Origin of the sequence: Amycolatopsis sacchari, from assembly GCF_900114035.1 — a bacterium.
Lineage (GTDB): Bacteria > Actinomycetota > Actinomycetes > Mycobacteriales > Pseudonocardiaceae > Amycolatopsis_E > Amycolatopsis_E sacchari.
In genome coordinates this window covers 46,704-59,784 of record NZ_FORP01000029.1, presented here as the reverse complement: position 1 = coordinate 59,784, position 13,081 = coordinate 46,704, and the positions used below count along the sequence as shown (strand labels likewise).

Here is a 13,081-nt window from a genome sequence, read left to right as displayed (position 1 = left end):
GTTCGGACGCGCGAGGAAGTCACGCGCGGGGTCAGGACCCGGCCGGCTGCGGCAGGTCCGCGGCGATCTTCCCGAGCAGGGTCTGCAGGGTGGCCCGCTCGGCCTGGTCCAGCGGGGCCAGGATCGTCTCCTCGACGCCGGTCATCGCGGTGTCGAACCCGGCGATGAGTTCGCGCCCCGCCGGTGTCGCGTAGACGCGTTTGCTGCGCTCGTTGCCGGGTTCGGTGCGCCGCTCGACGAGACCGCGCCGCTCGAGCCCCTGCAGGAGGCTGGACACGCTCGCCGCGCTGGTGCGGCTCATCTGGGCGATGTCACGCTGGATCGCCCCGGGGTTGTGGACCAGGTAGACGAGCGCGGCACTCTGCTCGTGGGTGAGCCCGCGCTCCCGGATCCAGTCCTCGCCGCTTTTCCGTTGTGCCCAGACGATCCAGCGCATCAGTTCGAGGCTGCTGGTCGTTTCCCGCGCATCCATACGTCGAACCCTCAACTGGCCGAGACGACGTGCACCGGCGCCCGGACGCCCCATTCGTCGGCACCGTCGGCGACGAGGTCGGCGATTCGCTGGTGCCCTTCGTCGAGCTGCCCTTCCTGGAGCGCCGCACTCGAATAGTGGCGGTCGAACGACGCGTCGTCGCGGTAGAACTCGAAGGCCCACATGAGGTCGGGGTCTTCGTCCGAGCGAGCGAGCACCCACTCGACGGGGCCGTCCGGGTCACCGTTGAAGTGGAGCTCGTGGCAAGCCTTGAACAGTTCGTCCCCCATTCCGGGCTTCGCCTTGACCTTCAGCACCATTCCCGGCTGCTTCGCATGCATCTCGTACTCCTGTCGGTCGACTCCGCTGACACTTAGAAGACTAACTGTTAGAGGTCTAAGTGTCAAGCTGCAGGTGCTTCCTCCAGTACACGAGGAGGCAAACCCGCGGAGGTGCTCGGTGATCACCCCAGCGCGAACGCCCCCATCACCCCCACCCAGATCAGCGTGCGCAGGGAGCGGTCGATGCGGTCTTCGGAGTTCAGGGGAGTGGTCATGGGGGAAGGGTGAGCGCGGCACGGCGAGCCCGGTCGCCACCGCGGCCTTGAGAGCGAGGTAACCGGCGCCGGATCGGGTCATCCGTTGCCGGACACCGGCGAGCCCGGCGATTGGCAGCGTTGAGGAGTTCACGCAGGCTCAACTGTTGTGGCGTCCGTGCCCGAGGGGGGGTTGCGACACTATCCGCGCGACTAGAACTGCGGACTGGGGCCCGTTGACACGACGACGGCGTCGTAGCTGCTCACCGAAGTTGCAGCAGCTCTGGCTAGTGGTCTTGGCGGGCCCAGGACGGGAGCCATGTGTCGCTGCGTTGCCGGCCAGTGGAGTCGGCTTCGAGGAAGGCGAGTAGCTCGGCCAGATCGGGCTGCCGGTTGTCGGTACGCCAGATGCCCCACAGCGGGAAGACCGGTCCGGGGTCGACGATCGGTATGCGTCGAAGGTCGTAGTGCGTGGGCCAGAGATAGCGGGAGCCTTCGCCGACGAGGTTGGCGGGCGTCGCCGACTCGGCGATCTCGGTCATCAGCACCTCGGCGCCGAACGCGGGGCCGAGGACGTCGATGGTGATCCCGGAAGTGGCGCTGAGTTCGGTGTAGTAGGCCGAGACCTCGTCCCCGCTGGGCAGTCCCGGCATCCAGATCGGGTGATCGGCGAGCTGGTGTGGGGTCACAGACGGAGCATCTGCAAGCGGGTGCTTCGGGCCGACCAGCAGCTCGTGGCGGTCCTCGATGACCAGGGCGCTCGAGAGTCCCGTGCCTGAGAGTTGCCTCCTCGGGTCGGTCAGACCGCGGAACGTGGCGTCCACGGCGTCCGCGACGGCGGCCAGCGCCGCCTCGAGGTTGAGGTCGGGCAATGTGACAACGTCCAGGTCGCGCACGCGGCGCTGCTGGTAGAAGGCGTGCAGGAGCGTGGCCGGTGCCGTCCGCCGGTTCCGCACGCCGACGCGGAGCGCCCGGCGTCCGGGCAGCACCGATGCGAGGGCGCGGTCCTCGGCCTGGAGCAGCTCGCGGGCGTGCGGCAGGAACGCCTGGCCGTCGACGGTCAGCGTGGCGCCGCGGGGTCCGCGGGCGAAGAGGACCACGCCGAGCTCACGCTCTAGAGCACCGATGCGCTTCGAGACGGCCTGCTGGGTGAGGCCGAGTTCGTCGGCCGCGCTCTGGAACCGTCCTTCCGAGAAGATCGGTTGTTACCTCCCAAGTCGCCACTCGGGATTGCCTAACCCGGGCAGAACCGGCGGTCGCGGACACACCCGATGAAGGAACGACGTGGCGCACCGGAAGCTCGGGCGGGATTCGGATGGCTGTGGGCCGCGTATGCGGTCAGTGCCTACGGCTCCGGTCTCGGGTTCGGCGCCTTCGCCCTTGATCGCCCTCAGCGTCGTGCGTTCGAGCCCTGCCAGTGTTTCGGCGCCCTCGTCGCCATCCGCTGGTTGGGGTGCTCGTGCTGTGTGACCTCCACTTCGCGCCGTGGCAGTACGGACTCGCACTTGCCGTACCGTGGATCGGCGGATCCGCCGGCTCGCGCGTTGCCGGTCCGACAGCCGCCAAGTACGGCGAGCGCCAGGTATGTGGCTCGCGGCCGCGCACCAGCACGCCTGCGCGCACCGTGGCACAGGAGATGTGGCCGCCCGTCATACGGCGGCGGGTTTCGCTGCCGTGACCGCGCTGGCGGCGAGCCCACCCTTTGCTACCCGGACGAAGTGGGCCTGTGCGTAAGGCGCCGGTGTTCCCCGATGAGGTCGGCGTAGAGGTAACCGCTGTCCTTGATCGTGCGGCGCTGGGTGGCGTAGTCGACGTGGACGAGGCCGAAGCGTTTGTCGTAGCCGTACGCCCACTCGAAGTTGTCCAGCAGCGACCAGACGTAGAACCCCGTCACGGGGGCTCCCGCGGCTGCGGCGCGCGCGGTCGCCGCCACGTGCTCGGTCACGTAGGCCGCGCGCTCGGGGTCGTGCACGGCGCCGTCCGGTGACACGACGTCCCGGTACGCCGCGCCACTTTCGGTGACCACCAGCTCACGCACCCCGTACTCGTGGGCCAGGCGCAGCAACAGCTCTTCCAGGCCCGCCGCGTGCACCTCCCAGTCCATTCCCGTCCGTGGCCCCGGCCCCGGCACCTGCCGGAAGTACGGGACGGCCCCCGGATCGTCCGCGACGATCTGCGGGAAGTAGTAGTTCACGCCGAGCCAGTCCAGCGGCTGCGCGATCGTGGCGAGGTCACCGGGACGCTCGGGCAGGTCCACTCCGTACACCTCCAGCATGTCCCCCGGGTAGCCGCGCCCCAGCACCGGGTCGAGCCACCAGCGGTTGATGTGCCCGTCGGCGCGCTGGGCGGCCGCCTTGTCGGCCTCCCCGGACGTCGCGGGCTCGCACGTGCTCAGGTTGTTGGTGATGCCCAGCCGCACGGGCCCGGGGGACGCGGCGCGCACCGCCTGCGCGGCCAGGCCGTGCGCGAGGTGCAGGTGGAACGCGGCCCGGACGGCCGCGGTCAGGTCGGTCAGCCCCGGGGCCATCAGGCCCTCCAGGTGCCCTATCCACGCGGTGCACAACGGTTCGTTGATCGTCGCCCAGTCGGTGACCCGGTCGCCGAGCCGGGCGGCGACCACGGCCGCGTAGTCGGCGAACGCCTGCGCGGTCTCCCGCACCGGCCAGCCGCCCCGGTCCTGCAGCACCTGCGGCAGGTCCCAGTGGTACAGCGTGACGTTCGGCCGGATCCCCGCCTCGCACAGCGCGTCCACCAGGCGGTCGTAGAAGTCCAGCCCGGCCCGGTTCACCGCGCCGGTGCCGCCCGGCACGACCCGGGGCCACGCGACGGAGAACCGGTACGCCCCGAGGCCGAGCTCGCGCATCAGCCCCACGTCCTCGCGCCAGCGGTGGTAGTGGTCGCACGCGTGTTCACCGGTGTCGCCGCCGTCCACCGCGCCGGGGACCGCGCAGAAGGTGTCCCAGATGGACGGTGACCGGCCGTCCTCGGCGACGGCGCCCTCGATCTGGTAGGCGGCGGTCGCGGCACCCCAGCGGAACCCGGGGCCGAAGGCGGTGAGGTCGGGAAGGCGCATGGGACTCCTCGGATCGCGGGGACGGGGACTCACTTGACCGAACCGGCGGTCAGGCCGGCCACGAGGTAGCGCTGCAGCAGCAGGAACGCCGCCACGACGGGCACGCTGATCACCAGCGAGGCCGCCATGATCTGGTTCCAGTACACGTCGTTCTGCGACGCGTAGTTGCGCAGGCCCACGGCGAGGGTGCGGGTGGCGTCGCCGGTCATCACCGACGCGAACAGCACCTCACCCCAGGCCGTCATGAACGAGTAGACGGTGACGGTGACGATGCCGGGCACGGCGGCGGGCAGGATGACCCGTACGAGCGCGCCGAGCGGGCCGTTGCCGTCGACCTTCGCCGCTTCGTCCAGCTCGCGCGGGATCGAGTCGAAGTAGCCGACGAGCATCCAGATCGAGAACGGCAGCGTGAACGTCAGGTAGGTGATCACCAGGCCCAGCCGGGAACCCGACAGCTGCACCCCGGTCGCCGCCCCGATGTTGACGTAGATCAGGAACAGCGGCAGGAGGAACAGGATCCCGGGGAACATCTGCGTCGACAGCACCGTCACGCTGAACAGGCGCCGGCCGGGGAACCGGTGGCGGCTGACCGCGTACGCGGCGAGGACCGCCACCACCACCGACACCGCCGTGGAGCACACGCACACGACGAGGCTGTTCAGGAAGTAGTGCGCCAGGGGCACGGTGCTCCACATGTCCACGTACGGCGCCAGCGTGGGGTGCGTCGGGATCCACGTGAACGCCGCCTGGACGTCCCTCAGCGGTTTGACCGAACTGGAGAGCATGACGTAGAGCGGCACCGACGTGAGCAGCGCGAGCAGGCTCAGCCCGATCCGGCGCGTCCACAGGAACGAACGCGGTGGGGCCATGGGGGAGCGGCGGTCAGGCATCGGCCTTCCCCCTGCGTGACGTGGCCAGCAGGTAGGCCGAGGTGACCAGCAGCAGGAACAGCAGCAGCAGGACCGACATCGCCGATCCGGCGCCGAAGTTCCAGCTGTGGAAGGAGGTGTCGTAGATCTGCAGTGACAGCAGGTTCGCCTCCGGCGGTGCGACGTTGCCGAACAACACGTACGGGGTGTTGAAGTCGTTGAAGTTCCACAGGAACAGCACCAGGATCAGCACCTGGTTGACCGGGCGCAGCTGGGGCAGCGTGACCGAGCGCAGCCGCCGCCACACACCCGCTCCGTCGATCGCCGCCGCCTCGTACAGTTCGCCGGGGATGTTCTGCAGCCCCGCGGTCACCACGAGGAACGCGAACGGCCACATCCGCCAGACCGCGGTGATCACCAGCGCGGCGAAGCTGTTGCCGCCGAGCAGCCAGAACGGCGGCTCGGCGAACAGGTGCAACTGGTCCACCAGCACGTGGTTGACGAGCCCGTTGTCGCGCTGGAACAGGAACTCCCACGTGATCGCGGCGGTGTAGGCGGGCAGCGCGTAGGGCACGAGGAAGTAGGTGCGCAGCAGGCCACGGCCGCGGAACGGGTCCTGCGTCAGCACCGCCGCGGCGGTGCCGAGCAGCCAGCACAGCCCGACCGTCAGCACGGTGAACGCGCACGTGACGGTGAAGGAGTGCAGCAGCTGGCGGCCGACCGCGCCGTCGAAGTCCAGCGCGAAACGGTAGTTGGCCAGTCCGGTGAACGGGGCGGCGCTCCAGTTCCGGATGAAGAACTGGGTCAGCTGCTTGAAGCTCATGAAGATGCCGACGAGCATCGGCACGACGTGCACGAGCAGTTCGAACACCACCGCGGGCAGCAGGAGCAGGTAGGGCAGGCCCACGCGGCGGAGCCGGACCCACGACCGGCGCGCCCGCGGCGGCGCGGGCGCGGGGGCGGGTGGCCTGGCGACTTCGGCGACGGTCATCGGTTGTCCTCCCGGGCGGTACGAGGGCGGCGAAGGCCGTGGGCCGGGGTGGCGGAACCCCGGCCCACGACGAGGAGGTGCGCGGTCAGCCGCCCGCGTTCAGCTGCTGCTGCGCCTGGTCCAGCTGGGCCGCCACGGTCTGCTCGGTGACGGGCTTGCCGCTCGCGGCGGCGGCGAACAGGTTCTTCAGCACCGTGCCCATCGCCGTCTCGAACTGGCTTTCCTGTGCGACGGCCGGCATGGGCGCGGCTGATTCGGTCAGGATCTTGCGGTAGACCGCGGCGGTCTCGGTCTGGAAGGCCGGGTCGGAGTAGGCGTCGGTCACCGAAGGCAGGGAGCTGTACGCCTTGTTGAGGTCGATCTGGGTCTGCTTGCTGGTCATGAACTGCACGAACCGCAGGGCCGCGTCCTGGTTCTTCGTGCCGGCGAACACGCACAGGTTGATGCCCGCGACGATCGAGTTCACGTGCTTGCTCCCGGCGGGTGGCGTCGCCGGGAACGGGATCGGGGCGACGCCGTACTGCGCGGGGTCCATGCCGTAGTTCGCCAGCTGCGAGTCGGCGGTCTGCCACAGCAGCATCGCCGCCTTGCCGGTGGCGAAGTCCTGGACCGCCTCGGTGCCGTTGGAGTACTCGGCGGCGCTGGGGTTGGCGATCCTGTCCTTCGCGATGAAGTCGACGTACTGCTTGATCCCGGCGACGTTCTGCGGCGTGTTGAACGTGGGCTTGCCCGCGGCGTCGAAGAAGCTGCCGCCCTGCTGCTGGCTGAAGGTGAAGGCGTGGTGGGCGTTCTCGGACGTGCTCGCGCCCTCGACGCTGACGCCCCACTGGTCGCCGTGCGTGAGCCGCTGGGCGTCGGCGACGAACTCCTCCCAGGTGGCCGGCGGGTTCGCGATCCCGGCCGCCGCGAACATCGCCTTGTTGTAGTAGAGCGCGTAAGCCATCGAGTAGAGCGGCACGCCGACCGGGTCCTTGCCGGGTTCCCCGGTGGCCGCGAGCGCGTTGGGCAGGAAGCGGCTCCTGCCGCCGATCCGGTCGAGCAGTTCGCCGGACATGGGCACGAACGCCCCGGTGGCCTGCAGCGAGGTCGACCACGTGTTGCCGATGTTCACCACGTCCGGGCCCTGGCCGGAGGTGGCCGCGGCGAGTATCCGGTTGAGCAGGTCGTTCCAGCCGATCACCTCGAGGTCGACCTTGATCCCGGTCTGCCGGGTGAACTCGTCGAGCTCGGGCGTGAGCACTTTGACGTCCTGCGCGATGGAGCTGCCCTGGTCGCTGGCCCAGTAGGTGATGGTGGGCTGACCGCCGGAGCTGGAGGAGCCGCCCCCGCCGCACGCGGTGGCGAGCAGGGTGACCGAAACGGCCACGGTGAGCAGGGCGGAGCGTAGTCGGTGGGGAGGGCGCATTCCGGACCTTTCAGCGGTGGAAGGTTCGAGGGGGACGGGCTGCGGAGCGCGGCGGGGGACGGGGGAGGCCGCGGGGGACGGGTACGGTGGTGAACACTTTCTTCGAGGGTTAGTTCACGACGTGATTTAACCTGTGAGGTAAGTCTCACGTCAACAGGTGGAGCAGAATCGGGGAGTGGCCGCGACGGCCGCGCCAGGGTGTGAAGGGGAGACGCATGACCGACGCCGGCCGCCGGAACGTCCGTGACCTGCGCCGGGCCAACCGGTCCCGGTTGCTGCGCGAGCTGTACTTCCGCGGCCCGCTCAGCCGCCAGGACCTGATCTCCGCGACGGGGCTCAGCTCGGCGTCGGTCAGCAACGTGGCCGCCGACCTGATCGAGGCCGGTGTGGTGGTCGAGGCGGGGGCGGTGGAGTCCGACGGCGGGCGGCCCCGCATCCTGCTCCGCGTGGACACGGCGCGGTTCCAGGTCATCGGGATCGACGTGGGGGAGACGCGGATCCGCGTGGAGCGGTTCGACCTCGGCCTGGCGGAGCAGGCGTCGGCCGATCTCCCCGTGGACGGTGCCCGCCCTGATCCGCGGCAGGTGGTCGAGGGCATCGCGGTGGGGCTGGCGGAGCTGGCCGCCGACGCGCACCCGGTATTGGGCGCCGGGATCGGCGTGCCGGGCATCGTGCGGCAGGACCCGACGGCCGTCGTGCACGGTCAGACCGTCGGCTGGGACGGCGTCCCGCTCGAGGACCTGCTGCGGGCCCACACCGACCTGCCGCTGTTCATCGACAACGGGGCCGCCACCATGGGGCAGGCCGAGTTGTGGTTCGGCTCGGGTGCCGGTACCGGCAGCGCGGTCTTCCTGCTGCTCGGGTCGGGTGCCGGTGCCTCCCTCATCGCCGACGGAGCTTCGGTCACCAGTGCCGGGGAATGGGGCCACACCACGGTGCAGATCGGCGGCAGGCGCTGCCGCTGCGGTGCGCGTGGCTGCCTGGAGGCCTACGTCGGCGCGGAGTCGGTGATCGCGCGCTACCTGGAGAGCGAGGGCGCGGCCCGCATCGACCCGGCGGAGGAGGAGCGGGCGCTGGGGCGGATCCTGGAGCTGGCGGAGCGGGATCCCTCGGCCGCGGGGCAGGCGGCCAGGGACGTCCTCGGGGAGACCGCCCTGCTGCTCGGCGTCGGCATCGCGAACCTGGTCAACCTGCTCACCCCGCGGCGCGTGATCATCGGCGGCTGGGCGGGACTGGCCCTCGCGCCGTTGTTGCCGAGGATCCGGGAGGCGGCGCGGGAGCACGCCCTGCGCCTGCCGTTCTCGCAGGTTTCGATCGAACTGGGCGCGCTCGGACCGGACGCCGTCGCCCGCGGTGCGGCGACCCTGCCGGTCGCCGCCTTCCTCGCCTCGGGCGGACAGCGGCCCGCACTGCCCGCACCCGGCCGGGTGGCGGGCTGAGAAAGCGCGTGGCTGCGGGCTTTTCCCGGGCGCGGCGTTGACACCCGCCCTGAGGCGGCCCATCATGCTGCGTGCGGAGAGCGCTCTCTGGACGGGGCTGCGGGGCCGGCGCGAAGCCGGTTCCGCCGTGCGGGCTTCGGGCCCCCACGACCGTCCCAGGAGAGATCATGAAGGTCCCCCGCGCCAGGGTGCTGCTCGCCCTGCTCGCCGCACTCGGCACCGTGCTCACGGTGCCGCTGGTCCATACCACTGACGCTGCTGCCGCAACGTGTGACACCGGTACGAACCTCGCGCTGAACCAGCCCACGACGGCCTCTTCGGCCGAGAACCCCGGTACCGCCGCGGCGGCGGCGACCGACGGGAACACCGGTACCCGCTGGTCCTCGCAGTGGTCTGATCCACAGTGGCTGCAGGTGGACCTGGGCAGCACGCACGACCTGTGCCAGGTGGTGCTGACCTGGGAGGCCGCGGCGGCGAAGTCCTACCAGATCCAGGTTTCCGCCGACGCGGCGAACTGGACCACGGTCTATTCGACCGCGAACGCCACCGGCGGCACCGAGACGCTGACCGTCTCCGGCTCCGGCCGCTACCTCCGGCTCTACGGCACCGCGCGGACCACCACCTACGGGTACTCGCTGTGGGAGCTGTCCGTCCACGGCACCACGACCACGCCGCCCGCGACGGGCGGCGACCTCGGCCCGAACGTCTACGTCTTCGACCCGGCGATGCCGCAGTCCCAGATCCAGAGCACCCTCGACACGATCGGGAACGCCCAGGCCGGCAACGAGTTCGGCCCGCAGCGCTACGCCGTGCTGTTCAAGCCCGGCACCTACGGCTCGGCCGCCGACCCGCTGAACTTCACCGTCGGCTTCTACGAAAGCGTCGCCGGGCTGGGGCAGAACCCCGGTGACGTGGTGATCAACGGCGCGGTCAACGTCTTCAACCAGTGCAACGGCGGCGACCAGTCGCAGTGCTACGCCACCACGAACTTCTGGCGCTCGCTGTCGAACCTGACCATCAACGTCGCCGGGAACAGCGGCTGCTACAGCGGGAACGACTTCTGGGCGGTTTCCCAGGCCGCGCCGATGCGGCGCGTGCACATCAACGGCAACCTGACGCTGATGGACTACTGCACCGGTTCGCCCGCGTGGGCCAGCGGCGGGTTCCTGGCCGACTCCGTGATCAGCGGCACCGTCACCAACGGTTCGCAGCAGCAGTTCCTGACGCGCAACAGCAGTCTCGGCAGCTGGAGCAACGGCGTGTGGAACCAGGTGTTCTGCGGGACCAACGGGGCGCCCCCGCAGTCGTTCCCGGCGGACCACTACACGACGCTCGCCACCTGTCCCGTCACCAGGGAGGCGCCCTACCTCTACACCGACGCGAGCGGCGCTTACCGTGTGTTCGTGCCGTCGGTGCGCACGAACTCCACCGGCCCCAGCTGGGCCAACGGCGGCACGCCGGGAACCTCGCTGCCGCTGAGCGCGTTCTTCGTCGTCCAGCCTTCGTCCACAGTGGACCAGATCAACGCGGCGCTGGCGGCGGGTGACAACCTGCTGTTCACGCCGGGGGTCTACCGGGTGCCGACGACGATCAACGTCACCAGGCCGGGCACGAAGGTCCTCGGGCTGGGCTTCCCGACGCTCATCCCCACCAACGGCAACGTGACCATGAGTGTCGCGGACGTCGACGGGGTGGATGTGACCGGCATGATCTTCGACGCCGGCCCGGTCAGCTCACCGGCGCTGCTGCGGCTGGGCGCGCAGGGCGGCACGGCCGACCACCCGGCCGACCCGGCCGCGGTGCACGACGTGTTCTTCCGCGTCGGCGGCGCGCAGGCGGGCACCGCGCAGACCGCGTTGGTGGTCAACAGCAACGACGCGCTGCTCGACGACGTATGGGCGTGGCGCGCCGACCACGGCACCGGCGCCGGTACCTGGGCGTCGAGCCCGGCACCGACCGGGGTCGTCGTCAACGGTGCCCGCGTCACCGCCTACGGGCTGTTCGTCGAGCACTTCCAGCAGTACGAAACCGTGTGGAACGGCCAGCAGGGCACGGTGATCTTCTTCCAGAACGAGAACCCGTACGAGGTGCCCGACCAGGCGGCGTGGATGGCGAGCCCGGCGCAGAAGGGCTACCCGGCGTTCTACCTCCCCGCCGGTGTCACGTCGTTCACCGGCTACGGCATGGGCAGCTACTCCTACTTCAACCAGGGCGCCGACATCCACAGTTCGATGGCGTTCCAGGCACCCAGTACGCCCGGGGTGCGGTTCAACGACCTCCTCACCGTGTTCCTCAACGGATCCGGCGGCATCGACTCGGTGATCAACGGCACCGGCGCCGCCGTCAACTCCGGCAACGGCGGTCCCAGCACCGTCGTGTCGTACCCCTGATCCCCACCTCCCCCCAGAACGGAGGACAGGAATGTCCGCACTTCCCCGCCGTGACGCCATCCTGCTCGCCGCGGCCACCTTCGCCGCCACCGGGCTCGGCACGCTGCGGAGCGCTCCCGCCGCCGCGGCCGCGCCGGGCTGGAACGACGACTGGGCGGCCGCCGCCTACGCCGCCAACCCCGCCGCCGCGACGGCTTCCGGGGCCGAGAGCTCCGCACTCGGGCCGGGCGCGGCCTTCGACGGCAACCCCTCGACGCGGTTCGCCAGCAACTTCGCCGACGACGCCTGGATCCGCATCGACCTGGGCACCACGATCCGCGTCACCGGCGTGACGCTGGTGTGGGAGGCCGCCTACGGCAGCCGGTACGTCGTCGAGGTGTCCGCGAACGGCACGAGCTGGACACCGGTGTACGCCGAGAACGCCGGAACGGGCGGCACGGTCACCATCCACACCTATCCGCGGCCCTCGCTCGCGCGGTACGTGCGGATGCGGGGCCTCCAGCGCGCGACCCCGTACGGCTATTCGCTGTACGCCTTCCAGGTGTTCGGGTCCGTGCCCACCCCGGCGGCGACGGCGACCGCCAACCTCGCGCTCGGCAAACCGGCGTTCGGCAACTACTACCAGGACGCCGGGCACACCCCGCAGAACGCCTTCGACGGCGGCGTCCCGAACCCGCTCACCGGCGACGCGACCCGCTGGGCCAGTGACTGGAACGACAACCGGTGGATCGCGGTCGACCTCGGGGCCGGAGCCCGGATCACGGGCTTCGACCTGTACTGGGAGTCCGCCTACGCGGTGGACTACCGGATCGAGGTGTCGCAGGACAACCAGAACTGGCAGACCGTGTACCAGCCGAGTGCCGCCGAGGTGGCGCGTCGTGCCGCCGACGTCGGCACGCCCGGCAGCTCGACGGGGATCCACGACGCGATCACCCTGCCCAGCGCGGTGACCGGGCGGTACGTGCGGCTGCAGGGCCTGCGGCGGCGCAGTTTCTACAACCCGGCGCCCGCCACCGCGCAGTTCGGCTACTCGCTGTACGAGTTCCAGGTGTGGGGCACGGGGGGTAGCGCCGCGGCGGACTACGCGCCGCCCCCGGCGGATCCGGCGGGCACCTACCAGACGGTGTTCTTCGACGACTTCACCGGGCCGGGGCTGGACCGGAGCAAGTGGCGGGTGGTCGTCACCGGTTCCACGATGGGTTCGGTCAACGGGGAGGCGCAGGCCTACATCGACGATTCGAGCACGCTGAGGGTTTCGGACAGCCAGCTGGTCATCACGCCCCGGTACGTGCCCGGTGGCTACGCCGCGCCGGGTGGCGGGACGTACCACTTCACGTCGGCCCGGATCGACACGAGCCACGCGGTGAACTTCACCTACGGCCGGGTGAGCGCCCGGATCAGGATGACGGTCGGCGACGGGTTCTGGCCCGCGTTCTGGCTGCTGGGCAGCAACGTCGACGATCCGTCGGTGTCCTGGCCGGGCTGCGGGGAGACCGACATCATGGAGAACATCGGCTACGCGACGTGGACGAGCAGTTCGCTGCACGGACCGGGGTACTCGGCCGACGGCAACATCGGCGCGATCGAGAACTTCCCGGCGGGCCAGGGCATCGATGGCTGGCACGTCTACAGCGTCGAGTGGACACCCTCGGGGATGCGGTTCTCCCTCGACGGCGTCCAGTACCTGGAACTGCTGCGCGCCAAGATCGAGGCGACGCGCGGGGCGTGGGTGTTCGACCACGACCAGTACGTCATCCTGAACTTCGCGCTCGGCGGCGCCTACCCGGCGGGCTACAACCAGGTGGCCACCCCGTACTGGGGGCTGCCGCAGTCCAGTGTGGACAAGGTGGCGGCGGGTGGCGTGAACCTCGCCGTGGACTGGGTGCGGGTGGAGCAGATGCGCTGAC

The 13,081-nt window shown here is 70.4% G+C and carries 10 protein-coding genes; 3 read left to right on the top strand and 7 right to left on the bottom strand.

Annotation, left to right across the window (positions count from 1 at the left end):
- Positions 1-31 precede the first annotated feature (31 nt).
- The 7 genes from BMZ92_RS31845 to BMZ92_RS31815 form a co-directional block, all read right to left on the bottom strand.
- Complete coding sequence (locus tag BMZ92_RS31845) at positions 32-472, bottom strand: MarR family winged helix-turn-helix transcriptional regulator (RefSeq protein ID WP_091515267.1); 441 nt, start codon at positions 470-472, stop codon at positions 32-34.
- An 11-nt stretch (positions 473-483) separates the two neighbouring features.
- Positions 484-813: a putative quinol monooxygenase gene (locus tag BMZ92_RS31840; RefSeq protein WP_091515264.1), complete on the bottom strand. Its 330-nt coding sequence runs from the start codon at positions 811-813 to the stop codon at positions 484-486.
- 481 nt (positions 814-1,294) lie between these two features.
- The gene (locus tag BMZ92_RS31835; protein ID WP_091515261.1) at positions 1,295-2,206 is read right to left on the bottom strand and encodes a LysR family transcriptional regulator; all 912 of its coding nucleotides are present in this window, start codon (positions 2,204-2,206) and stop codon (positions 1,295-1,297) included.
- Positions 2,207-2,712: 506 nt separating this feature from the next.
- Positions 2,713-4,080: a GH1 family beta-glucosidase gene (locus tag BMZ92_RS31830; RefSeq protein WP_091515258.1), complete on the bottom strand. Its 1,368-nt coding sequence runs from the start codon at positions 4,078-4,080 to the stop codon at positions 2,713-2,715.
- 29 nt (positions 4,081-4,109) lie between these two features.
- The gene (locus BMZ92_RS31825; RefSeq protein ID WP_091515256.1) at positions 4,110-4,970 is read right to left on the bottom strand and encodes a carbohydrate ABC transporter permease; all 861 of its coding nucleotides are present in this window, start codon (positions 4,968-4,970) and stop codon (positions 4,110-4,112) included.
- Positions 4,963-5,940, bottom strand: a complete 978-nt coding sequence (locus tag BMZ92_RS31820; RefSeq protein WP_091515254.1) for a carbohydrate ABC transporter permease — start codon at positions 5,938-5,940, stop codon at positions 4,963-4,965. The genes BMZ92_RS31825 and BMZ92_RS31820 overlap by 8 nt, the downstream gene beginning before the upstream one ends.
- A gap of 85 nt (positions 5,941-6,025) precedes the next feature.
- Positions 6,026-7,306, bottom strand: a complete 1,281-nt coding sequence (locus tag BMZ92_RS31815; protein WP_245783380.1) for an extracellular solute-binding protein — start codon at positions 7,304-7,306, stop codon at positions 6,026-6,028.
- 254 nt (positions 7,307-7,560) lie between these two features.
- Between BMZ92_RS31815 and BMZ92_RS31810 the strand changes: the two genes are divergently transcribed.
- The 3 genes from BMZ92_RS31810 to BMZ92_RS31800 all read left to right on the top strand — a co-directional run bounded on the left by BMZ92_RS31810 (position 7,561) and on the right by BMZ92_RS31800 (position 13,080).
- Positions 7,561-8,784 carry an ROK family transcriptional regulator gene (locus BMZ92_RS31810; RefSeq protein ID WP_091515249.1) on the top strand — a complete coding sequence of 408 codons (1,224 nt, stop codon included), beginning with the start codon at positions 7,561-7,563 and terminating at the stop codon, positions 8,782-8,784.
- A gap of 167 nt (positions 8,785-8,951) precedes the next feature.
- Positions 8,952-11,174 (top strand): discoidin domain-containing protein, encoded by a 2,223-nt coding sequence (locus tag BMZ92_RS31805; RefSeq protein WP_091515246.1) that lies wholly within the window; start codon positions 8,952-8,954, stop codon positions 11,172-11,174.
- A 31-nt stretch (positions 11,175-11,205) separates the two neighbouring features.
- Positions 11,206-13,080 (top strand): discoidin domain-containing protein, encoded by a 1,875-nt coding sequence (locus tag BMZ92_RS31800; RefSeq protein WP_091515245.1) that lies wholly within the window; start codon positions 11,206-11,208, stop codon positions 13,078-13,080.
- Position 13,081: the final 1 nt, after the last annotated feature.

What these genes read in the sequence shown, in the direction of transcription:
- BMZ92_RS31820 (WP_091515254.1), bottom strand. Translation starts at nt 5,940, where the DNA reads ATGACCGTCGCCGAAGTCGCCAGGCCACCCGCCCCCGCGCCCGCGCCG.
- BMZ92_RS31800 (WP_091515245.1), top strand. Translation starts at nt 11,206, where the DNA reads ATGTCCGCACTTCCCCGCCGTGACGCCATCCTGCTCGCCGCGGCCACC.
- BMZ92_RS31810 (WP_091515249.1), top strand. Translation starts at nt 7,561, where the DNA reads ATGACCGACGCCGGCCGCCGGAACGTCCGTGACCTGCGCCGGGCCAAC.
- BMZ92_RS31825 (WP_091515256.1), bottom strand. Translation starts at nt 4,970, where the DNA reads ATGCCTGACCGCCGCTCCCCCATGGCCCCACCGCGTTCGTTCCTGTGG.
- BMZ92_RS31845 (WP_091515267.1), bottom strand. Translation starts at nt 472, where the DNA reads ATGGATGCGCGGGAAACGACCAGCAGCCTCGAACTGATGCGCTGGATC.
- BMZ92_RS31805 (WP_091515246.1), top strand. Translation starts at nt 8,952, where the DNA reads ATGAAGGTCCCCCGCGCCAGGGTGCTGCTCGCCCTGCTCGCCGCACTC.
- BMZ92_RS31840 (WP_091515264.1), bottom strand. Translation starts at nt 813, where the DNA reads ATGCATGCGAAGCAGCCGGGAATGGTGCTGAAGGTCAAGGCGAAGCCC.
- BMZ92_RS31830 (WP_091515258.1), bottom strand. Translation starts at nt 4,080, where the DNA reads ATGCGCCTTCCCGACCTCACCGCCTTCGGCCCCGGGTTCCGCTGGGGT.